Annotated in this window: 19 protein-coding genes; 14 read left to right on the forward strand and 5 right to left on the reverse strand. The window is 70.3% G+C overall.

All coding sequences use genetic code 11. The annotated features are described in order from the left end of the window. Positions 1–17: 17 nt before the first annotated feature. Positions 18–680, reverse strand: a complete 663-nt coding sequence (locus tag GF068_RS14500; RefSeq protein WP_153819995.1) for an HAD-IA family hydrolase — start codon at positions 678–680, stop codon at positions 18–20. Positions 681–817: 137 nt separating this feature from the next. Here GF068_RS14500 and GF068_RS14505 point away from each other — a divergent pair, with 137 nt between their 5' ends. Beyond that, on the forward strand, positions 818–2,986 hold the full coding sequence (locus GF068_RS14505; RefSeq protein WP_153819996.1) for a hypothetical protein: 2,169 nt from the start codon (positions 818–820) through the stop codon (positions 2,984–2,986). 1 nt (position 2,987) lies between these two features. On the opposite strand, the gene GF068_RS14510 is transcribed toward GF068_RS14505, so the two are convergent. From GF068_RS14510 to GF068_RS14520, 3 genes are read right to left on the reverse strand one after another with little or no spacing between them, the layout of a single operon-like run. Beyond that, positions 2,988–3,434, reverse strand: coding sequence for a hypothetical protein (locus GF068_RS14510; protein WP_153819997.1), 447 nt, complete (start codon positions 3,432–3,434; stop codon positions 2,988–2,990). Positions 3,435–3,460: 26 nt separating this feature from the next. Then, positions 3,461–4,006, reverse strand: a complete 546-nt coding sequence (locus GF068_RS14515) for a hypothetical protein (RefSeq protein WP_153819998.1) — start codon at positions 4,004–4,006, stop codon at positions 3,461–3,463. After that, positions 4,003–4,626, reverse strand: a complete 624-nt coding sequence (locus GF068_RS14520) for an RNA polymerase sigma factor (protein ID WP_153819999.1) — start codon at positions 4,624–4,626, stop codon at positions 4,003–4,005. Before GF068_RS14520 ends, GF068_RS14515 begins: the two co-directional genes overlap by 4 nt. A gap of 302 nt (positions 4,627–4,928) precedes the next feature. On the opposite strand from GF068_RS14520, the gene GF068_RS14525 reads away from it, so the two are divergent. From GF068_RS14525 to GF068_RS14565, 9 genes are all read left to right on the forward strand, one after another. Beyond that, complete coding sequence (locus GF068_RS14525) at positions 4,929–5,495, forward strand: hypothetical protein (protein ID WP_153820000.1); 567 nt, start codon at positions 4,929–4,931, stop codon at positions 5,493–5,495. 65 nt (positions 5,496–5,560) lie between these two features. After that, positions 5,561–6,604: a hypothetical protein gene (locus tag GF068_RS14530; RefSeq protein ID WP_153820001.1), complete on the forward strand. Its 1,044-nt coding sequence runs from the start codon at positions 5,561–5,563 to the stop codon at positions 6,602–6,604. A gap of 497 nt (positions 6,605–7,101) precedes the next feature. Next, positions 7,102–8,646 (forward strand): YifB family Mg chelatase-like AAA ATPase, encoded by a 1,545-nt coding sequence (locus GF068_RS14535; protein ID WP_153820002.1) that lies wholly within the window; start codon positions 7,102–7,104, stop codon positions 8,644–8,646. A 77-nt stretch (positions 8,647–8,723) separates the two neighbouring features. After that, positions 8,724–9,749, forward strand: coding sequence for a recombinase RecA (gene recA, locus GF068_RS14540; protein ID WP_153820488.1), 1,026 nt, complete (start codon positions 8,724–8,726; stop codon positions 9,747–9,749). 66 nt (positions 9,750–9,815) lie between these two features. Continuing rightward, positions 9,816–10,316 carry a single-stranded DNA-binding protein gene (locus GF068_RS14545; RefSeq protein ID WP_153820003.1) on the forward strand — a complete coding sequence of 167 codons (501 nt, stop codon included), beginning with the start codon at positions 9,816–9,818 and terminating at the stop codon, positions 10,314–10,316. A 104-nt stretch (positions 10,317–10,420) separates the two neighbouring features. Beyond that, entirely contained in the window at positions 10,421–11,956 is a 1,536-nt protein-coding gene (locus tag GF068_RS14550) for a hypothetical protein (protein WP_153820004.1), read from the forward strand. Between the two features lie 21 nt (positions 11,957–11,977). Beyond that, entirely contained in the window at positions 11,978–12,973 is a 996-nt protein-coding gene (locus tag GF068_RS14555) for an NADPH:quinone oxidoreductase family protein (protein WP_153820005.1), read from the forward strand. 44 nt (positions 12,974–13,017) lie between these two features. Further along, a complete protein-coding gene (locus GF068_RS14560) occupies positions 13,018–14,139 on the forward strand; it encodes an arginase family protein (RefSeq protein WP_153820006.1) in 1,122 nt (373 codons plus the stop codon). 45 nt (positions 14,140–14,184) lie between these two features. After that, a complete protein-coding gene (locus GF068_RS14565) occupies positions 14,185–14,880 on the forward strand; it encodes a phage holin family protein (protein ID WP_153820007.1) in 696 nt (231 codons plus the stop codon). Between the two features lie 14 nt (positions 14,881–14,894). Here GF068_RS14565 and GF068_RS44250 read toward each other — a convergent pair whose 3' ends face one another. Continuing rightward, a complete protein-coding gene (locus GF068_RS44250; protein ID WP_206079477.1) occupies positions 14,895–15,491 on the reverse strand; it encodes a hypothetical protein in 597 nt (198 codons plus the stop codon). A 63-nt stretch (positions 15,492–15,554) separates the two neighbouring features. Between GF068_RS44250 and GF068_RS14580 the strand changes: the two genes are divergently transcribed. The 4 genes from GF068_RS14580 to GF068_RS14595 are packed head-to-tail and all read left to right on the forward strand — an operon-like array spanning position 15,555 to position 22,254. Next, a complete protein-coding gene (locus GF068_RS14580; RefSeq protein WP_153820009.1) occupies positions 15,555–19,142 on the forward strand; it encodes a MopE-related protein in 3,588 nt (1,195 codons plus the stop codon). Next, positions 19,139–20,581: a MopE-related protein gene (locus GF068_RS14585; RefSeq protein ID WP_153820010.1), complete on the forward strand. Its 1,443-nt coding sequence runs from the start codon at positions 19,139–19,141 to the stop codon at positions 20,579–20,581. The genes GF068_RS14580 and GF068_RS14585 overlap by 4 nt, the downstream gene beginning before the upstream one ends. A gap of 34 nt (positions 20,582–20,615) precedes the next feature. Next, entirely contained in the window at positions 20,616–21,449 is an 834-nt protein-coding gene (locus GF068_RS14590) for a maleylpyruvate isomerase N-terminal domain-containing protein (RefSeq protein ID WP_206079478.1), read from the forward strand. 37 nt (positions 21,450–21,486) lie between these two features. Next, the gene (locus GF068_RS14595; protein WP_153820011.1) at positions 21,487–22,254 is read left to right on the forward strand and encodes an SDR family NAD(P)-dependent oxidoreductase; all 768 of its coding nucleotides are present in this window, start codon (positions 21,487–21,489) and stop codon (positions 22,252–22,254) included. Positions 22,255–22,438 lie beyond the last annotated feature (184 nt).

Here is a 22,438-nt window from a genome sequence, read left to right on the forward strand (position 1 = left end):
GAATCAGCCCCGCCCCATCATTCCCCAGAAACGCGAGCCAGCACGAGCGGCAGCAGGTCCTCGGGTTTCGATAACCAGTGCGACGGCTCCGACGGGGCGAGGTCTGCCCGCGTCATCGGGCCCCAGAGCGCGGCGCCCGTCGCGACCCCGGCGCTCCTGCCGGCGTGCATGTCGTGCAGGCTGTCGCCCACGAAGAGCGCCTCGCCCGGCCGCGATCCGAGCCGCGCGAGGGCAAGATCCACCGGCTCCTTGTGGGGCTTCGGGTTCGTCACGTCGTCCGAGCAGACGAGCACCTCGAAGGCGTCGGCGAGCCCCGCGACCTCGAGCCCGCGCTTCGTGCTGTGCCGGTTCTTGCTGGTCACGATGGCGACCTTCACGCCCGCCCCGGCGAGCGCGCGGACACTCTCGACAGCCCCAGGGTAGGGCCGCACGCAAGCGTCGTGGTGCATGAGGTTGTACGCCCGGTACGTCTCGATCATCGCGAGCACCACCTCGGGATCGTCCGAATAACCGGCGAGCTGCGTCCGCAGGGGCGTGCCGACGCCGCGGAGGAGCACGTCGTCCGCGCACGGAGGCAAGCCGTGCGCGGCGAAGGTGTGGTGGTAGCTGTCGAGGATCAAGCGGATCGAGTCGATCAGCGTGCCGTCGAGATCAAACAAAACCGTCGTGTATCGCCGCATGGGAGCCGCGTCATTACCACGTCCCCGCCCAGGCGCACGCGGCGCCGCGCACCGGAGAGGAGTCCCCGAGATTTCGGGGAACTCGGCCGGCCCAGCCGTGTCCTTGCCGCACCGCCCAGAAAACCGAGGCAAATTCGATGCTTTCGACTTCCCGCCAATTTTCCGCCATTGTCGCGACGGCGCTGCTCCTGACGAGCGGGCACGCCGTGGCGCAGCCCGTCGCGCCCAAGCCGCCCCTGCCCCTCAAGACCGTGCGCCTCTACGAGTCGGGGGTCGGGTACTTCGAGCGATCGGGCCGCGTCGGCCGGGACGCCGGGCTCGCGTTGCCCGTGCCGGTCTCGCACCTCGACGACGCGCTGAAGACACTCGTGGTGCTGGGGACCGACGGGAAGACGAGCGTGGCGGGTATCGAGTTCGCGAGCAGCATCAGCGTGGAGAAGGGAAGGGCGCTCGCAGGTTTGCCCGAGGGATCGGGCGCGATCACGCACGCGAGCCTGCTGCGAAGCCTGAAGGGCGGCGGCATCGAGCTGCGCACGGCGCGCGAGGCGGTGAAGGGAAAACTCGTCGACGTGCTCGACCCGGACGACGGCGAGCCGGGCCCGTGTATGCCCGTGGCCGCGAGCGGAGCCGGGAAAAACCAGGGGGACGGCGCGCCGGCCCCGTGTGTGCCGCGAAAAGAGACGACGTTGCTCGTGTTGACCACGGAGGCCGAGATCCGGACGTTTTTCCTGTCCGACGTGGTCGGCGTCAAACCCACGGATCCCTCCCTCGCGGCGCGGCTCGGCGCGAGCGCGTCGGTGTCGTCGCCACAAGGCGCGTCGGCGCGCAGGGATCTGCGGGTGCTCGCGGAGAGCGCGTCCGACGTGACGATCGGCTACGTGGCGGAGGCGCCGGTGTGGCGCTCGACGTACCGGATGGTGCTGCGCGACAAGGAGCAACGCGGCACGCTGCAAGGCTGGGCGCTCGTGCACAACGACACCGACGAGGCGTGGCAGAAGGTCAAGATCGAGCTCGTCAACGGCCGCCCCGACTCGTTCCTCTATCCCCTCGCGGCCCCGCGTTACACGCGCCGCGAGCTCGTCCAGCCGAGCGAGCCACTCTCCACGATCCCGCAGCTCGTCCTGCAGACCGCGGACGCGATGTGGAGCGAGATGATCGGCGACACGTTCGGCGTCGGCGGGCTCGGCCTCTCGGGGGTAGGTTATGGCGGCGGCGGGCGCGGGGAAGGGATCGGGCTCGGATCGATCGGCACGATCGGGCACGGGAGCGGCACGGGAGCAGGCCGCGGCGGCCCGGATTCGAGCACGGTGCTCTCCGTGGGGGACCTCGCGCAGATCGCCGAGGCCGAGGGCGTGGAGGCGGGCGCGCTCTTCCGATACTCGATGCCCGCGCCGATCGATCTGCGGGCGCACGGCTCGGCGCTCGTTCCTTTCCTCCAGCAATCGATCTCGGCGCGGCGGATCGTGTGGTTCTCCCGCGCGGGCGAGGTGGGCAGGAGCGCGGCGCGAATCAAGAACGACACGAAGCAGACCTTGCCCGCGGGCCCCATCTCGTTCTTCGCAGACGGCGGCTTCGCAGGCGAGGCGCAGATCGATCGACTGAAGCCCACCGAGAGCCGGTTCATCGCGTTCGGCGAGGACATCGACGTCGAGATCACGGAGAACGGCCGGATGACCACGGACGAGGTGCAGCTCGTCGAGGTCCACGGCGATCACCTCGTCGAGCATTTCATCCGGCACCACCGCAACGATTACACGATCGAGAACCGGAGCGGCGGAGCGCGGACGCTCTTCCTGAACCTCGACCTCGTACGCAACGCGACAGTGAGCGGCGCCGACGAGCTCGATTTTGATGTCACCTCGAACAAGCCACTCGTGGTCTTCGCGAGCGAGCCACGCTCGAAGAAGGTCCGACGTATCGAGGCCGACGAGGGGCTGTCGCGCCGAACGGCGATCGAGAAGCTCACGCCCGTATCCATCCGGGCAATCGCGGCAGCGCCAAAGCTGCCCGCAGCGCAACGAGCGGCACTCGAGGAGGCAGCCGCGCACCTCATGGACGCCGAGGCGCGCGAGAGCCTCTTGCCGAAGCGAAGGGCGGACCTCGACGAGCTCGTCCAGGATCTCTATCGGCTGCGAGGTTACCTCGCCGCGACACGAGGGAAAAACGACGCGGAGAAATTCACGGCGCAGATCCTGGAGAAGGAGGCCCGGGTGAAGGAGCTGCGCACGCGGATCGCGGGCCTCGGGACCGAGGTGGAGGGGTATCGCGCGCGGTCGCGGGCGGCGCTCGGGAAGCTGCGGAAATGAATCACGCGCCGAGGGGCTCGTCCCGGCTCGACGCCCACGTGTGCTCGAGCCGCGCGAGGAGCAGGGGCCCTCGGATCCGCTCGAACCCCGCGCAGAGCAGGTCGTTCGCCGTGGCCGGCTCGGTGAGCCCGTCCGTGGCGACGGTCACGTGCGGAATGGCATTCTCGGTAAAACCCCTCTCGACGAGCGTGCCGTCCGCGAGGAGGAGGCCCACGACGACGGCCTCGACGCCGCCGTCCTGCCGACGCGCGTAGCCCGTGACCTCGAGGGTGAAGGCGCGGCCGAGGTCGCTCTCGGTGAAGGGAGGCGGGAGGTCGGCCGGGTCCTTCGTGCCATACCGGACGGTGCAATGGTGGGCGATCGGGCGGGGCAAGGTGCAGAAGCGCCGCCGGAGGATCTCGGCAGAGGACGGATCGAGGATGAGCGCGAAATACCCGTCGGGGTGCATGGTCCGAGGAGAGTAGGGGAAAAAAACTAACGCCCGCTGCGGAGCCTGTCCAGAAGGACGCAGGCGAGGCGGCGGAGCTTTTGCCACAAGGAGGGAGGGACGGGGGCGGAGGCGTCGAGCGGCGCGGGTGGCCGCGGCTCGGCCGTGTCCGCGGCCCAGGCGACGAGGTTGTCCCGCAACGCCGCGGGCGCGGTCGTTTCCTCGGGCGCGAGCGCTTCGAGGACGGCGTCGATCTCTGGGGCGTGTGCATCGGCCGTGTCGTCTGCCCAGGCGACGAGCCTCTCGCGTAGCGCATCCGGCGCGCGCCCGTCGGGTTCGGGCGCGAGGGCCGAGAGCACCGAACGCAGGATGGGATCGGAGGTCGATTCCGGCGCGCTCGGGGCGCTCGGGGCGCGCGTGGGCAGCACGAACGGCACGGGCATCGGGCGCGGCGGACGTGCCTTCGGGCCCGCCTTGGCTGCGGCCTCGGGGACGTCGTTGCGCGGGCGGACGAAGAGCGTGATGAGCTTCGCGAACCCCTTCTTGGGCGCGGGCGCCGTGGCCTCCCGCTTCCTCGCTTGCGAGCGCTTCATACCTCGCTCCCGGACAGGTCGCCTTCGCCCTGCTCGGGCCTCGGCGCGAGGGCGGCGAACGCGAAGCCGAGCTTGAGCTGCATCTTCTCGATCAGGCGGGAGATCCGCGATTTCACGGTGCCGAGCGGGATGGAGAGCGTGTGCGCGATGTCCTGGTAGCTGAGCCCCTCGCGGAAACGGAGCAGGAGGAGCGCGCGGTCGGTCTCGTTCAGGTCCTTCACCACGCCGTTCACGCGCTCGGCGCGTTGTTTTTGCTCGATACGGGAGATGGGATCGGCGCTCGCGGGCTCCGTGGCGTCGTCGCCGGAGGCCTGCTCTTCGAATACCTGGCGGTCGCGCTCGCGCCTGCGCCTTGCGTCGATCGCCTTGCGCACCGCGATCTTGACGACCCAGGCTTGCTTGTCCTCGAGCGACGCGTCGTACCGGCGCTTGCGTACCGCCACGAGGATCGACACGAACGCCTCCTGGGTCGCGTCGTCGATGTCCGGGCCTGCGCGGAGGACGCCATGGACCCACCCGTAGATGAAATCCACGAGCGTGCCCGCCGCCACCCTCTCGCCGCGCGCCGCCGCCTCCAGCAGCTCGACGGTGATGCGGTTCGTCGTTTGTCGCTTCATCATGAAACGTCTCGGCGTACCACGGACGAGGGTGGCGGATGGTTCCCTCGTTCGTGCGGTGAGACGTGCGAGCCGATTCGAAAGCGGCGTGACACGCGGTCGCGTTGACAGGCGCTTGGTGTTTCTGCTCCCATCCAGAAATGAGACGTCCGCCTTGGCGCCCCCTCCTCTCCCTGGGCCTCCTCGGTTGCCTGACGCTCTCGCTCCTGCCCCTTGGCTGCTCGTCGGCCACGATCTACCGCCCTACCGCGCCCGACGACCGCCCGCGCGTGCCTGAATCCACCGCGGAGCGGCTGAGGGAATGCGTGGATGAGCTCCGCGGCACGATCAAACCCGGACACTACACGCTGGACGCTTCGGTGAAGGTCGACCAGGAAGGGCGCGTGGTGGAGGTGGAGACGACGGGCCAGCCCAATCCGGACGTGGGCATTTGCATGCGGATTGCCCTGCGAGGGATGACGCTGCCCGCGGATGTCCTCGAACGGCGCATGCTGCGAACGTCCGCGTCGGCGGACGGGCGGGCATTGCCGGATCGGGGGGCGATCGGGGAGGTGGTGACCGTCGTCGTGGTCGTCACGGTCGTGTTCACCGAGGTCATCATCGAAGCCTTCGCGATCACGGTCGGCGTGGCGGTCACGGCGACGGTCGCGGCGGGGGCGGCGGAGGCGATTCGGAAGAGGAAGGACCCGGGCGTCGCGAACTGTCGAAAGCGGCTAAATGACTGCCTGGACAGCAATAAGGGCAGCGAACCGGGGAACAACTACAATACAACGCTATGCCCGACGTGTTTCGATCGGTGTATGGGCAGCGTCGACAAGAAGTGGCCTGAGCGGCTCGACACAGGGCAATCCTGCATCTATCCGGGATTTTGAGTGTGAATATGAAGGACGAAAGAAATTGGGACGCAAAGGCGTTCGCCAAGGCGTGCGGCGCTCTCTTGGTCAAGTCGCTGGAACCAAGCCGGAGCTTCGCCGAGGGCGCCCGTGACTTCCGCAAGCTCGAGGCGGAGTTCCTGGCGCGCGTGGGCGACGACGAGATCGCGGTGCGTGAGATCCCGCGACGCATCGCTGAGTACATCTTGTCGCTCGTCCAAGACAAGCGTCCTCCCTTCGAGGTTTGCCGCGAGGCGTGGAACGATATGGTTCGGCTCGGCTTCTCGCACATCGACGTCGAGTGCATGAAGTCCTGGCAGTACGCGGAGTGCTGCGCGTACGACGAGCGGCCCGACGAGGGGCTCGTGGTGCTCGTGCCGCTCATGGCCAAGCTCGAACAGCGGCTCGAGGAAGCGAGGGGAACGGAGACGAAGGCGGAATATCCCGCGGACTATTACGAATCCTGGATCGAGCGTCTGGGAATCCGCCGGGACGCACTCGAGGCCCAAAAACGCGGCGAGGTCGTCTCATGGCTGGAGACCCGCCGCGAGGACGAGGCAGCCCCCCCGATCACCCCCGAAGAAGAGCAGGCCGACGCGCTGCTCGACGAGTTCTTGAAAGCGCGCCGTGCCGTCTTCAAGACCTATGGCAAAACGCGCGATCGGAGCTTCGCCGACGTCGCGGCCGATTACCGACGGGTCGAGGCGGAGTTCGTGGCGCGCGCGGGCGAAGGCGAGGCGTTCGAGGCGTGTGTGCTCGAGATGAGGGCATGGACCGCGGAGGCGATCCTCATGGCAGCCTGTTCGCTCCGCGCGCCCTTCCAGGCCTGCCGAGACGCCTGGGACGAGTTCGTCCGCGTGGGCCAGGACAAGAGCTGGATGTATCCAGATATGTACGTGAAGACCTGCCTCGTGAACAACGAGCCCGACGCGGGGCTCGCCGTGGTCGAGCCGTGGATCGCCGAGATCGAAGCCAAGCTCCAAGCGAGCAAGGAGCCCTTGCGGCCCCCGGGGGAGACCAGCGTGGAGCTCGAGCGCCAGCTCGAAGAGCTCCTCGAGCTCCGGGACAAGCTCGTGGCCAATCGAAGGGGCGGAGAGCCGGCGACTTGAGGGGCGCGACAAGGCCCGGCGGATCTCGGTCGGTGTGTAACCATCATCACGGCCGACGCGCCTGAAGGTCACCTGCACACGACCCGAAGGTCTCGTGCGCACGACCCGAAGGTCTCGCGCGACCGTCTCGAAGCCTCGCCCACACGCCTCGAAGGTGAGTGAACGAACCTCAAGGTCTCGCGCGCACGACCCGAAGGTCTCGTGCGCACGACCCGAAGGTCTCGTGCGACCGTCTCGAAGTCTCGCCCACACGTCTCGAAGGTGAGTGAGCGAACCCCGAAGGTCTCGCGCGATCGACCCGAAGGTCTCGCGCGATCGACCCGAAGTCTCGCCCGATCGCCCCGAAGTCTCGCCCGCCCGCCTCGCAGTCGCGCGCAGGCGCCTCCCACCCTGGCGGCCGCCAGGCGGTTTTCCGCGCCGCCACCCCCGCGTTCCCACAAAACGCCGCGTTTCCCCCTTCCTCGGCCCCGGCACGGCGCTCGCAAAACGGGCGGGCCATGCAGGCGACCGCGCTGACCTTCATCCTCGTCGGCCTCGACGCGTTCCCCGTGCGCGTCGAGGTCGACTCCGGCCGCGGCCCCGCGGCCTTTCAGCTCGTCGGGCTCGCCGAGGCGAGCGTGCGCGAGAGCCGGGTGCGCGTGCGATCGGCGCTCCTGCAGATCGGCGTCGCCCTCGACGAGCACGTGATCACCGTGAACCTCGCGCCCGCCGATCTACGCAAGAGCGGCGGCGCCTTCGATCTGGCGATCGCCATGGCGGTGCTCGGCGCGCTCGGCAAGGTGCCCGCGGCGTCGCTGCGTGGGCTCGCGTTCCTCGGCGAGCTCTCGCTCACGGGCGCGATCCGGCCCGTACGTGGCGTCTTGCCGGCGCTCCGGGGCGCGGCGACGCGGGGGCTCGGTCGCGCCGTCGTCCCGCGGCACAACGGCGCCGAGGCGGCGAGCGTGCCAGGCATCGAGGTCCGCACGGCCGAGCACCTCGGCGACGTGGTGTCGGCGCTCGCGGGTGAGGGCGAGCTCTCCGCGGCAGGCCCGCGCCCGACGCTCTCGAATGTCCTCGCGGACGACGTCGTGGACCTCGCGGAGGTGCGGGGGCAACACGCGGCCCGGCGCGCGCTGGAGATCGCCGCGGCCGGCGGGCACAACCTCCTGATGATGGGCCCGCCGGGCGCGGGCAAGACCATGCTGGCGCGGCGATTGCCGACGATCTTGCCGCCGCTCTCGTACGAGGAGGCGCTCGAGGTGACGGCGCTCCATTCGGTCGCCGGCCTCTTGCAGTCGGATCGTGGCCTCACGCAGGCGCGGCCGTTTCGCGCGCCGCACCACACGGTGAGCCCCGCGGGCCTCGTGGGCGGGGGCGAGCCGATCCGGCCGGGCGAGGTCTCGCTCGCGCACCACGGCTGCCTCTTCCTCGACGAATTGCTGGAGTTCAAGCGCAGCGCGCTCGAGGTGCTGCGGCAGCCGCTCGAGGACGGGATCGTCACGATCTGCCGCGCGCAGAGCCGGGTGACGTTCCCGGCGAGGCCACTCGTCGTCGCCGCGGTGAACCCTTGCCCGTGCGGGTATCACGGGGACGACAAGCGCCCGTGCGCCTGCTCGGCCGAGCGCGTGCGCGTGTACCGGGCGCGTCTCTCCGGGCCGCTGCTCGATCGGCTCGACCTGCAGGTGCCGCTGCCGCCCGTGGACGTCTCGCACCTCGGGAGCAAGGAGCGCGGGGAGGCGAGCGCGGAGGTGCGGCGGCGCGTGATGGCGGCGCGCGAGGTGCAGGTCGCGCGGCGGGCGGCGGGCGAGGTGAGTGTCGCGACGAACGCCGAGCTCGGGCCGCGGGACGTCGATCGGGTGGCGACGCCGGACGAGGCGGGCCTCTTGATCCTCGGGCGAGCGGTGGAGCGGCTGGGCCTCTCGGCGCGGGCGTACGGCAAGGTGCTGCGCGTGGCGCGGACGATCGCGGACCTCGACGGCGGCGGGGCCGTGCGGGCGAGCCACGTGGCGGAGGCGATCCAGGCGCGGCTCCTGGATCGTGGCGCCCTCTGGCGCGCGCGCTGAACAGGAAAAACGTTTTTCTTAGCAACTCTTTTTTGGTGCGGTCGAAGTAACGAGCAAGAAAGGCGGATACGCAGATGATGACGGAGCTCCTGGAGAAGATGCGGACGGTGAAGACGGTGGTGGGCTCGATCGAGAAGCAATTCGGCAAGGGCGCGATCATGTCGCTCGGGGACGAGGCGGAGACGGACGTGCGGATCATCGGGACGGGCTCGATGGCCCTCGACGCCGCGCTCGGCATCGGCGGGTATCCACGCGGCCGGATCGTGGAGATTTACGGGCCGGAGAGCGGCGGCAAGACGACGCTGACGTTGCACGCGATGCGGGAGGCGCAGCTCGCGGGCGGCGTGGCGGCCTTCATCGACGCCGAGCACGCGTTCGACGTGAACTATGCGCGGGCCGTCGGGGTCGACACGGAGCGGCTGCTCGTCTCGCAGCCGGATTGCGGCGAGCAGGCCCTCGAGATCGCCGAGACGCTCACGCGCAGCGGCGCCGTCGACATCGTGGTGGTCGACTCCGTGGCGGCGCTCGTGCCCAAGGCGGAGATCGAGGGCGACATGGGCGACGCGCACATGGGGCTGCAGGCGCGGCTCATGAGCCAGGCGCTGCGCAAGCTCACGGCGATCGCGCACCGGACGGGCACGACGCTCGTGTTCATCAACCAGCTCCGGCAGAAGATCGGGGTCACGTTCGGCAACCCCGAGACGACGACGGGCGGCAATGCGCTGAAGTTCTACGCGAGCGTCCGGCTCGACGTGCGCCGCATCGGGCCGGTGAAGGTCGGCGACGAGGCGGTGGGCTCGCGGACGCGGGTCAAGGTGGTGAAGAACAAGCTCGCGCCGCCGTTCCGCGAGGCAGAGTTCGACATTCGCTGGGGGACGGGGGTCGACGCGGCCTCGGACCTCATCGATTACGGCTGCCAGAGGGGGATCGTCGAGAAGAGCGGGGCGCACCTCTCGTTCGCCGGCGAGCACCTCGGGCAGGGGCGCGAGCGCGCGCGGGAGTGCTTGCTCTCGAACGAGCGCCTCTTCTCGGCCCTGCGCGCCGCGGTGGTCGCGGGCGCCGAGGCCCGCGTGGGCGCGCGGCCGGCGGAGAAGGCGGCCTGACGCGGGCATTGCGGGAACAACCCATCGGACGACGACGAACGTGACTGGGAAGGAATGGAGGACGACATGAGCGACGGCATGAACAGGGTGGTGCTCCTCGGCAACCTCGGCGCGGATCCGGAGCTGCGGTATGCGGGCAGCGGGACGGCGGTCCTGAATTTCCGCATGGCGACGAACGAATCGTTCCTCGACCGGAACCGCGAGCTCACGGAGCGGACCGAGTGGCACAGCGTGGTCGTCTTCGGCCCGCGGGCCGAGGGCCTCGCGCGGGTGCTGGTGAAGGGCTCGTGTGTGCTCGTGGAGGGGACGCTGCGCACGTCGAGCTACGAGAAAGACGGGCAGAAGCGGTACAAGACCGAGGTGCACGCGCGCGACATCTGCCTGGCGGGCCCCTCGCCGGCGGCGCTGCGGCGCGACGCGGACGACGAGGTCGGGCCGATGGAGATGCCGCTCCCGTCGGAGGAGCCGGCGTCGCCGCCGGAGCCCGCGCCGCCGGCGCGACCTGCGCGCAAGCGGAACGGCGCGCCGCCGCGCAAGGCGGAGATGCTCGACGAGATCCCGTTCTGAGGCGGGAGTCGGCGGCGAAGAGCGGTCCGGGACGCACGGGGGGCGTCCCGGACCCCGCACGGCCCTTGTGGCGCAGGGGCCCCCGTGGCAAATGTGGTTCTATCATGGCACCTCGACTTACCGCCGCGCCGATCCTTGCTTTCCTCCTCGTCAACCTGCTCGCGGCCAGCGGCTGCGGCCGATCGTTCCCCGGCACCGGCCAAGGCGGCGCGGGGGGCGATGGAGGGTTCGCCGGCAATGGCGGGGTCGGCGGGGTCGGCGGGGTCGGCGGGGTCGGCGGGGTCGGCGGGGTCGGCGGTGTGGGCGGCGTCGGGGGTGTGGGCGGCGTCGGGGGTGTGGGTGGCGTCGGCGGCGTCGGCGGCGTGGGCGGTGTGGGCGGCGTCGGCGGCGGAATGGGCGGCGCCGGCGGAGCCGTGGCCATTTGTGGCGACGGGATGGTCGACGACGGCGAGGCGTGTGACGACGGCAATCCCGTCAATGGCGACGGCTGCAACGACGATTGTATCGTCTCGGGCACGGTGCTCTTCACGCAGAGCCATGGCGTCCCGGGGACGACCGGCGTGGAGCTCACGAGCGTCCGGATGGACAACCAGGGCAACCTCGTCGTCGGCGGCGTCGTCGGCATGGAGGGCAACCCCGACCATTACGATGGGTTCGTCGCCAAGCTCGATCCGCAAGGCAACGTGATGTGGTACCGGCATGTCGCGGGCGACGCCGGCCTCGACGACCGCATCTACGGCGTCGCCGTGGGGGCCGGCGGCAACGTCTTCGCGGTCGGCTACGAGACCCTCGGGGACGGGTCGACGAACATCATCGCCCGCAAGTACAGCGGAAGCGGCCAGCCGATCTGGTCGCAGAGTTATGACGACGGTGTCGTCGGAAACGACTACGGCTGGGGCATCACGCTCCAGGGCGGCAACGTCTTCATCGCCGGGACCCAGACCCACACGAATGGGGGCAACGACTTCCTGGTCATGAAGGTCACGAACCAGGGCGGGCAGTGGGCGTGGAGTTACCTCCTGGACGGGCCGGCCCAGGGCGGCTGGGACTCGGCCCAGGGAATCGCGGCGAATGGCAATGACATTTACGTCGTCGGTTACGTCACGAACGAGGCGGGCACGACCGACGTCGAGGTCGGCCGCTTTCAGGACGTCGGAAACAATCCGAGCTTCTTTTGGTCGCGCAGGTTCAATGGAGCCGCGAACGGCGACGATTACGCGATGTCGGTCGCGGTCGCGGTCGACGGCAACATCTACGTCGGCGGCGCCGAGGGCACGAACCCGGGCACGAAGGCCTGGCTGCGCAAGTACGACATGAATGGCCAGGAGCTCTGGACCCAGACCCATTCGAGCAACGTCCCCGCGGGCTTCGACATCATCTATGGCGTGGCCGCGGACGCGGATGGCAACGTGATCGCGACGGGCGCCGAGATGACCCCGACCCTCTCGACGGACGTCTGGACCCGGAAGTACGACGCCGCCGGCAAGGAGCTCTGGACCAACGTGCACAACGGCACGGGGGACGGCGCCGATTATGGCGAGGGGATCACCACGAATGACGCCTCCGAGGTGTTCGTCGTGGGCACCGAGCTCACCGCGGAGCAGGGCTACACCGCCTGGATCCGCAAGTTCGCCCCCTGAAAGAAGAGCACGAGAGACACGATGAAAGCCGTTCTTTGCAAGGCCTTCGGGCCGCCCGAGTCCCTGGTCGTCGAAGATCTCCCGAGCCCCACGCCCGACGCGGGGCAGGTGGTCGTCGCGGTCCACGCGGCCTCGGTCAATTTTCCGGACCTGCTCGTCATCCAGGACAAGTACCAGTTCAAGCCGAGCCTGCCCTTCTCGCCGGGCGGCGAGGTCGCCGGGGTCGTCTCGGCGGTCGGGCCCGGCGTGACGTCGCTCGCGGTCGGTGATCGGGTGGTCGCGTGGGCGCCGTACGGTTGCTTCGCCGAGGAGGTCGCGCTGGGCGAGGGGCAGGTGATCCAGGTGCCGGGCGGGATCGACCTCGTCACGGCCTCGACGCTGCTCGTGGCCTACGGGACCACGCATCACGCGCTCGTCGACCGCGCGGCGCTCCGGGAGGGCGAGACGCTCGTCGTGCTCGGCGCGGCGGGTGGCGTCGGCGTCGCCGCGATCGAGATCGGAAAGCTCGTCGGCGCGCGGGTCATCGCCTGCGCCTCGAGCGACGACAAGCTCGAGGTCTGTCGCGCCCGCGGGGCCGACGAGGTCGTCAACTACAGCCGCGAGGATCTGAAGGCGCGGCTCAAGGCGCTCGCGCCGAATGGCGTCGATGTCGTCTACGATCCGGTCGGAGGCCCCTTCGCCGAGCCGGCGCTGCGCGCCATGGCCTGGCGAGGCCGCTACCTCGTGGTGGGCTTCGCCGCGGGCGAGATCCCCAAGATTCCGCTGAACCTCACCCTGCTGAAGGGGTGCTCGGTCGTCGGCGTCTTCTGGGGCTCGTTCACGATGCGCGAGCCCGAGCGGTATCGCGAGGGGCTCGCCGAGCTCTTCGGCTGGGTGCGCGAGGGCCGGATCAAGCCACACGTCGAGCAGACGTTCCCGCTGGAACAGGCGGGCGCGGCGCTCTCGGCGATGGCCGAGCGGCGCGTGAAGGGCAAGGTCGTGCTCGTCACCGAGCGCGGAGCCGCCGCCGCGCGCTGAGCCCCGGTGCACACGAGGCCCTTCTGGCCTACGCTAGCCCTGCCATGACGCCGATCGAAGAGCTCGCCGTGCTCCTCCGGCCCGCGGGAGGCGGGCTTTACCTGGTCTCCACGGGGCGCGCCGAGCAGCTCGCCATGCAACGCGCGCTTTATCGGGTCGAGAGGGACGCCGAGGTCCACGACAAGCACCTCGAGGCGCTCACGCGGATTGCCTCGGCGCGTGTCGTCGTGCTCGGCGTGCCCTCGGACGTCGGCGCGGGCTTCCGGCGCGGGGCGAACCTCGGCCCGCAGGCGATCCGGGCGCGCCTGCTCGAGGAGCAGCCCGATTTCCCCGAGCGCGCCGCCGAGCTCGGCGTGGTCGACATCGGCGACGTCTTCGTCGTCCCGCAGCTCCTCTCGGACGACATGCTGAACGAGGCGCAAAAAGCCGCGTCGCGGCGGGCGCTTTACCCGAACGTCCCTCAAGGCCTGGCCGCGCGCCTGCCCGTCTCGCCGCTCTCCATCGCCGAGCGCGCGCTCGACCTCGTGTTCCAGTTGAACCCCGCCGCCAAACCCTTCGTCATCGGCGGCGATCATTCGACCGCCTGGCCCGTCGCCGCCTCGCTCGCGCGCGCCCGTCCGCCAGCGAAGGAGCGCTGGGGCATCGTGCAGCCCGACGCGCACACCGATCTCTTGCCCGAGCGCCTCGGGATCCGGATGTGCTTCGCGACCTGGTCGTACCACGCCAACGAGCTCTTCGGGCGCGACGGGCGGATGGTGCAGGTCGGCACGCGGGCCTCGCGCCACGATCGCGGCCACTGGGAGGAGGGCCTCGGCGTGCGGCAGTTCTGGGCGGAGGAGTGCCTCGCCAAACCCGAGGCGACGCTCGACGCGCTCGTCGCGCACCTGCGTGACCGGGGCGTGACGGGGGTTTATTTCTCCAATGACATCGACGGCACCGACGCGCGCTTCGCCGACGCGACGGGCACGCCGGAGCCGGGGGGGCTCGAGCCGGATTTCGTGGTCGAGCTGATCCGGCGCCTGGGGCGCGAGGTGGGGCTCGTCGCGGGCGACATCATGGAGGTGGCCCCGGTGCTCGGGCCGAGCCCCGAGAGCGAGCGGCAGACGGTGGGGCTCGCGGTGCGGTACCTCGACGAGACGATCCGCGCGATGCTCGTGACCCGTTGACAGCCCTCCTCCGGTGCGGTCTTCTCCCCGATCGCCGGAGGGGCCATGAGTCTTCGCAATACAGGGTTTCGCCCGTTTCCTCTCGTGATGATGCTCGCCGCGGGGTCGTGGGGGTGCGCGACCCTGCCCAAGACGGGGGTCGAGTCCACGGGCGAGCCGCTGAACGTCGAGGTCCGCACCGAGACGCACACGTACGTCACGCAGGCGAAGGTCGGCGAGGTGCAGCATCGCGACGCGCGAGGCCGCTACGTCGGCTCGTCGTCGATTTACGAGAACCGGATGGGTGCGTACGACATCACGCGCTGGCAGGTTTTTCAGGGCGAGACGCCGATCGACGATCAGGACTTCTTCAACATCGCGGGTGACACGGAGGCGGCGACCCAGATCGCCACGTACCGCGCCAAGGGCGTGATGATGAACCGCGTCGGGCTCGGGATGGCCATCGGGGGCGGCGCGCTCGCGCTCGCCAGTATCATCCTCGGGTCCGCGCTCGTCGCGAAGAACGAGTACGGCCTCGAGTCCCGGCCGACGTGGACCACGTGGTCGATGACGGGCGGGCTCATCGTGGGGGCCGTCGGCGGCAGCCTCGCCCTGGTCGGGAACGCGCGCACGAAACGGAAGCACCCGATCGACGACCCGCAGCGGGCGGCCAACGCCGCGAAGCGGTACAACCAAGCGATCGGCGAGCAGCCCGAGCCGATCGAGGAAGAGCCACGCCCGCGTCGCAAGCGTCGGCGCTGACGCCGGCGCGTCGCTCAGCCGCAGCCGCCGTCGACGGGTAGGTCATCGACGTCGAAGGGCTCGCTCATCGGGACCCACGGGGCCTGGGCGTCGAACGTGAGCGAGCCGTGGAGCGAGACGGTGCAGGGGAAGGTGCCTTCGACGACGAGGGTGCCGGCGCCGGAGATCGCCTCGGCGGAGCTCATCGGGGGCGGGGGAAAACCTCCCGGCGGGGCGCAGTCGCTCGCCTGGTTCGTCACGTCCGCGTGTGCGACGACCCAGGGGTCCGTGGTGTCGATGGCGATCGACGAGGAAGAGCCGGGCTCGATCCAGAGGCGGAAGCAGACGTTCCGCGTCGGATCGGCCTTGAAGATGATGAACCGCGGGACGGCGGTGACCAGGTTCGCCGCGGAGTATTCGCCGCCGCCGCTGCCGCCGTCGCCGCCCGCGCCGCCGCCGCCCGCGCCGCCGCTCCCGCCCGCGCCGCCGCTTCCGCCGCCGCCGCCGCTCCCGCTCGCGCTTCCGCTTCCGAGGTCCGGGATCGTGACTTCGCCGCCGCATGCGAGCAGGGCGAGGGCGAGGAGGGTGTTCGTTGTGACGAGACGCGTGGATCGAAAGGAAGGTAGGCGCATGGAAAGGTCCTCCGGTTGGTCCATGGACAAAGGGACGCCGCTTCTTTAGATTGTTCTGCTGGTATGTCACGCTTTCCCGCCTTCGCGTGCGCTTTCGCGGCGCTCGCCATCCTCCTCCTCCTTGGCCCGCGCGCCCTCGCCGCGGACCTGATCCTCGACGGCGGCGCCGCCGGCCCCGCGGTTTGCCCTGATGGCGGCACCCCCGTCGACAGGCTCTGCCAGGTCAACGCGACACCCGCGCTCAATACCGCCTGTCGTTACGGCGGCGAAAAGACGTTCGGCGTCGTGTCCTTGACGAACGGCGCCCTCGTCTGCGTCGCGCCGTACGACGGCGCCAACAAGGCCGACACGGGCAACCTCGTCGTCAAGGCCAACCAGATCACGATCGACGCGACCTCGCGGATCGTCGCGAAGGGCACGGGGTATCGCGGGCTGCTCTGCAACGACGGCGAGGGGCCCGCCGCGGCGCCGCTGTCCGGCGGGCGCGGCGGCTGCTCGGTGCTCGACTCGGGCGGCGGCGGCGCGCATTTCGGGCAGGGCGGGCGCGGCACGAAGGACTGCTTCGTCGTGGGATCGGCGACCGCGTGCGAGTTCCCGCAGGAGTGGGAGGAGGACTGCGGAAACCTCACGGCGGCCGGCAACGCCTGCGTGGCGGCGAACGATCCAAACAACGCCGTCTGTTACGGCACGACGAACAGCGCGAACGGCGCGGGCGACGGGTTGCCCACGGTCGCGGGCCAGCCGTTCCGGCACAGCGTCTACGAGATCGAGTTCGGCGCGGCCGGCGGGGACAAGGGTTGCCGCGACGGCTTCGAGGCGGGGCTACGCGCAGGGCGCGGCGGCGGGCGGATCGTGCTCTTCGCGGCGACGGCGAACCAGGACGGCATGATCGACATCGCCGGCGGCGTGAGCGCCGACGGCAACCGCGGCTGCTCCGCGGGCAACGACTCGGCCGGCGGCGGCGCGGGTGGCTCGATCCTCATCATCGGCGATCAGGTGAACGTGGCCTCGACCGCGCGCATCAGCGCCCACGGCGGCCGCGGCGGCGACTCGCAGCCGAAATGCCTGCCCTGCACGACGAACGCCCAGTGCCAGGCCGGGCAGACCTGCCAGGCGGGCCGCTGCGGGCCCTGCAACTGCACGCCTTGCACCTCGAACGCGCAATGCAACACGCTCCTCGGGCAGACGTGCAAGAACGTCGGCGGTGATCTCGGCTCGGTCTGCGCCGACGGGGCGAACCAGTGCACGCCGGTCGATCCGATGGACAACGAGGTCGAGTGCGTGGGCACGCAGAACAACGGCACCTGCGACGATTGCGCGGGCGGCGGCGGCGGCGGCATCATCAACGTGCAGTCGCGCGTCGGCACGATCCACCCGCAGGCGATCTTCGACGTGCGCGGCGCGAAGGGCGGCATCTGCCCGATCTGCGCCGGCGAGGCGGGCGGCGGCGCGGGCGAGCTCCAGATCGACAGCGCGTACGTCGGCGAGATCTGCGACGGCTGGGACAACGATTTCGACGGCCAGGTCGACGAGGATCTCGGCGTGATCCCCTGCCCGGACGGGAGCATGATCCCGGCCTGCGTGGGCGGCGTCCCGCAGATCTGCTCGTACGACCCGGCGTTGTGCCTGGTCCCCGCGTCCGACGCGCGGCCGCGCTTCGCGCTCGTCCTCGACACGTCGGGCTCGATGCTGAACGACCTCGCGGGCAACCCGACCTTCGGCGACGGCTCGGTGGATTTTCCGGGCGTCGATACGGGCAGCGATCCCGACGCGACGGCCGGGAACAATTCGCGCCTGTTCATCGCCAAGGAGGCGCTCACGCAGGTGCTCAGCGCCTTCCCGGAGAGCGATTACGCGCTCGCCAGGTATTACCAGGACGTCGGCGTCAACCGAAGTTGCCAGTCCGCGGCGAACTTCGAGTGCGCGCAGAGCTGCTGCTCGTACGACGATCCCTCGGACAACCTCCCGCCGCCGTACCCCTCGGTGTACCCGGGTAACCAGTGTGTGCTCTCGCAGCTCTATCCGGGCGCGGGCTATCCGAGCAGCGGGACGTTCACGGGGAACATCCCGATCGGCTGGCCGCAGGAGGCGATGGAGATGACGCCGACCTCGGATTGTATCAACTACGCCGGGTCCTGCGGGCCGCCGCGGCGGGGCGCGCAGGTGCTCGTCGGGTTCAACCAGCCGATCGGCCGTTATTTGCGCTGGCTCGACGGCGTCGAGGACGCGGACGCGATGTTCGACGCGAGCACGATGGAGGGCAACCACTGCGCGATGGGCAACTGCGAGGTGCGCGGCTCGGGCCCGACGCCGCTCGCCGGCGCGCTCCAGGCGACGTACGATTACCTCACGCCCGTCGTCACCTGCGACAGCGCCGCGGCGTGCCGCTCGTACGCCGCCATCCTGCTCACGGACGGCGCCGAGAGCTGCCAGGGCGACCCCCAGGCCGCGGCGGCGGCGCTCTTCGCGGGTGTCCATGGCAAGCCCATCCCGACCTACGTGATCGGCTTCTCCGTGCTCCCGAGCGAGCAGGCGCAGCTCAACCAGATCGCGGTGGCCGGCGGGACCCAGCAGGCGTTTTTCGTCTCGTCGAAGAGCGAGCTCGCCAATGCGCTGGCGCAGATCATCGGCCAGAACCAGAAATTCGAGCTCTGCAACGACCTCGACGACGATTGCGACGGCCTCGTCGACGAGGATTTCCCCGAGAAGGGCCAGCCCTGCACCGACGGCGAGATCGGCGCTTGCCTCGGGCTCGGGACGTACGTCTGCAAGGCCGATGGATCCGGCACCGAGTGCGGGATCGTCGATCCGGGCGCCTCGCCGATGGCCGAGGTCTGCAACAGCATGGACGACGATTGTGACGGCCTCGTCGACGAGGACGCGATGGGCCTGCCGCTCGATTGCCCGAGCTGCGTCCCTTCGCCCGAGGTCTGCGACGGGGTCGACAACGACTGCGATTTCAACATCGACGAGGAGCCGGACGTCTCGACGAACCAGCCGATGATCTTCGGCGTGCCTTGCGGCGAGCTCACGGCCCCGAACGATCAGGCGCCTTGCCAGCTCGGGACGGTGCTCTGCATCAACGCGATGCCCGTCTGCGTGGGCTTCGTCGGGCCGAAGGAGGAGCTCTGCAACGGGCTCGACGAGGACTGCGACGGCGTCGGCGACAACATGGCCCCGTGCCCGGGCGACAGCATGTGCATCCAGGCGCAATGCGCGATCCCCTGCACGGGCGGCGAGTTCCCCTGTCCGCCGGGCCTCGCGTGTAACGCCGACGGGTATTGCCTCAAGGTCACGTGCGACGACGTGAACTGCGGCCCGGGCCAGGTCTGCGTGGACGGCGTCTGCCAGGACGCGCCCGACGGAGGCATGGGCGGCAATGGCGGCGATGGCGGCGACGGTGGAAATGGCGGCTCGGCGGGCGCCGGCGGCGCGGGTGGAAATGGCGGCAATGCCGCGGCCACGACGGGCAGCGGCGGCGCGCCGGACCGGGGCACCTATGGTTTGCCCACGGGCGGCGGCGGCTGCACCTGCGGCGTCGCCTCCGACGAACGGCAAAACGCGGGCGTGATCGCGGGCCTCATCGCGCTCTCGTGCGCGGGGCTCGGGCGCCGCCGCGGCGCGCGCGGGTCGCGCAAGGAGGCGGCATGAAATCGGGACGAACGATGCGGCTCGGGCTCTTCGCGGCCCTCCTCCCCGGCATGGCCGCCGTCCTCCTCGGGAGCGGCTGCGTGGACGACGCGTATTGTTTCTCCGATTGTGGCCCTTCGGCCTCGGGCAGCGGCGCCTCCGGCGGGATGGGCGGCGAGGGCGGCGAGGGCGGCAGCATCGGGTTCGGCGGCTTCTCGCAGGTGGGCGGCGGCCCGCCCTGCGAGGCCGACCTGCTCACCGACGTCGAGAACTGCGGCGCCTGCGGCAACAAATGCTTGCTCGCGAGCGCCTTCCCGCGCTGCGAGCAGGGCGTCTGCGTGGTCGACACCTGCGTCGCCGGCTCCTACGACGTCGACGGGGACCCGAAGAACGGCTGCGAATACGCCTGCCCCGTGCCCGTGCTCGGCCCGGAGCAATGCAACGGCATCGACGACGATTGCGACGGCAAGGTGGACGCGGCCGATCCGGACCTCGCCGCGCCGGCGAACCTCTGCACGGTGACGGCCGGGACGCCTTGCGAGGGGACGATGGTCGTCTGCAACGGGTCGTCCGGCTGGTCGTGCGTGTATCCGCCCGAGGTCGAGGTCGTCTCCGGCTTCGTGCGGATCACCGAGACGCGCTGCGACGGCGTCGACGGCAACTGCGACGGCAGCGTGGACGAGTGGTTCCAGGACCTCGGCGCCGCCTGCGACGACGGCGGGCTCGGCAAATGCGCCGATGTCGGCGTCGTCGTGTGTGATCCGCAGAACCCGGCCACCACGATCTGCGACCTCTCGGCCCTGCCCGATGCGCAGCCGCCCACGCCCGAGCAATGCAACGGCGTCGACGACGATTGCGACGGGTTCGTCGACGAAGAGCTCGATCCTGCCGCGTTCGAGATGGATCCGATCCCCGGCTCGATCCCGCCCGCCTTCGTGGACCGATACGAGGCCTCGCGGCCGGACGCGACCGCGCAGGTCGCGGGGATCCTCGAGGCCGTGGCCTGCAGCAAGCCGCTCGTCCTGCCCTGGACCGGTGGCTCGTACGCCGAGGCCGAGGCCGCCTGCGCGGCGCGTGGCCCGGGCTTCCGCCTCTGCTCGTCCTCCGAACTCGAAGCGGCCTGCGGCGGCCCCGCGAACACGCTTTATCCGTATGGCCCGACGTACGACGCCATGGCTTGCCTCGGCGTGGACAACGCCGCGGCCATGGGCGTGGCGATCCCGACGGGCAGCCTCGCGGCATGCGTCTCGAGCGCGGGGCCGCGGGATCTCTCGGGCAACGTGACCGAATGGACCCGCACGCAGACGAACGTCGCGGCCGCGCCGAACCGGATCTTTCAGCTCCACGGCGGCTCGTGGCTCTCGCCGGCGCTCGGCCTCGCCTGCACGATGGAGCTGCCGGCGCGCGCGGCCGAAGGCACGTTGCTCCCCAACATCGGCTTCCGCTGCTGCCGGCAATAGTTTTTCCTCGCGAACGGGGGTAGAGTCGTCCCTCGTGACGCCTCTGCCCCCCCTCGCCACCGCGCACCTCTTCCGCGAAGTCTGCTCCGCCCTCCACGATCTGCTCGCCTCGCTCGGCCCGGACGACTGGACGAAGCCGACGGTCCACGCGACGCGGGACGTGAAGGACCTCGTGGCGCACCTGCTCGACGGCTCGCTCCGGCGCCTGTCGTTCCAGCGGGACGGGCACGTGATCCCGGCGCCCGAGATGCGCACGTTCGAGGCGATGGTGGGGTTCGTCCAGCGGCTCAACTCGGAGTGGATGGTGGCGGCGCGCAGGCTCTCGCCGCGCGTGCTCATGGAGATGCTCCGCCGCGCCGACGAGGAGGTCGCCGCGCTCTTCGAGGGCCTCGACCCCGAGGGGCCGGCGATCTTCAGCGTGGCGTGGGCCGGCGAGGAGTGGTCGCAGAACTGGTTCGACGTGGCCCGCGAATACACGGAAAAATGGCATCACCAGCAGCAGATCCGCGACGCCGTGGGCCGGCCGGGCCTCACGGAGCGTCGTCATCTGCATCCGGTGATCGACACCTTTTTGCGAGGCGCGCCGCACGCCTACCGGGATGTCCCGGCCGCGGACGGGGCGGGGGTCGACCTCGTGATCACCGGGGAGGCGGGCGGGACGTGGCAGCTCGCGCGAGCCGCCGATCGCTGGGAGCTCGTGACCACGCGGGAGACGCCGGCCGTGACGACGGTGGAGCTCGACGCGGACAGCGCGTGGCGGCTCTGGACGAAGGGGCTCGAGCCGGCCGAGGCGCGGGCGCGGGCCGTGGTGCGCGGGGACGAGGCGCTCGCGGCGCCGGTGTTCCGGATGGTCACGATCATGGCCTGACGTGCATCGGCGGCGTGGTCGTAGTAAGGCCCTCGCCATGCACGTCGCCATCACGGGTGCGTCGGTCGGCATCGGGGAGGCCCTGGCGCGCGCGTTCGCTGCGAAGGGCGCGGTCCTGTCGCTCGTCGCGCGGCGCAAGGAGCGGCTCGACGCGATCGCGCGTGAGCTCTCGGGTCGAGCCTTCCTGCACCAGGCGGACCTCTCCGTCCCGGAGCGCGCGACGGACTGGATCGCGCCGGCCGAGGCGGAGCTCGGGCCGATCGACGTGCTCGTGAACAACGCGGGCGTGCAGCACATCGAGCCGACCGAGCTCGCCGCGGTCGACGCGGGCGAGATGCTCCTGCGCCTCAACGTGCTGACGCCGCTCCGGCTCACGCGCGCGGTCTTGCCGGGCATGATGGCGCGGGGGAGCGGGGCGATCGTCGACATCGCGTCGCTGGCGGCGATCACGCCCATGCCGGGCATGTATTATTACAATGCCTCGAAGGGCGCGCTGGCGAATGCGTCGGAGGGGCTGCGGGGCGAGCTGCGGGGCACGGGCGTGCACGTGGTCACGGTGTATCCGGGGCCGGTGGACACGGACATGGGGCGCAAGGGCTACGAGAAGTACGAGCCGACGTTCACGTCGAAGCTCTCGCCGGTCGGCACGGCCGACGAGCTCGCGCGGCTCGTGGTGCGGGCCGTCGAGCGGAAGAAGGCGCGTGTCGTGTATCCGCGCTCGTATGGCGTGACGCTCCTGTTCCCGCGGATCGCGCGGTGGGTGACGTCGCGGTTCTCGCCGCCGATCAAGCGGCTGCCGGGCTAGCTCGTGGGGGCGGCGTCCCGGACGAATATCGACTCGTAATCGAATGAAATATCGCCTGTCTGCCGCGCTGGCTTGACAGTCGAATTCGTGCGGTCCATGTAATCAGGTCCCCGGTCCATTGTGCTTCATGCGCGTGGAGTCGCGTGAGGCCGAGAGGACTGGTTCCTTTCTTGACCGCCACTTT

The organism is Polyangium spumosum, assembly GCF_009649845.1.
Classification (GTDB): Bacteria; Myxococcota_A; Polyangia; order Polyangiales; family Polyangiaceae; genus Polyangium; species Polyangium spumosum.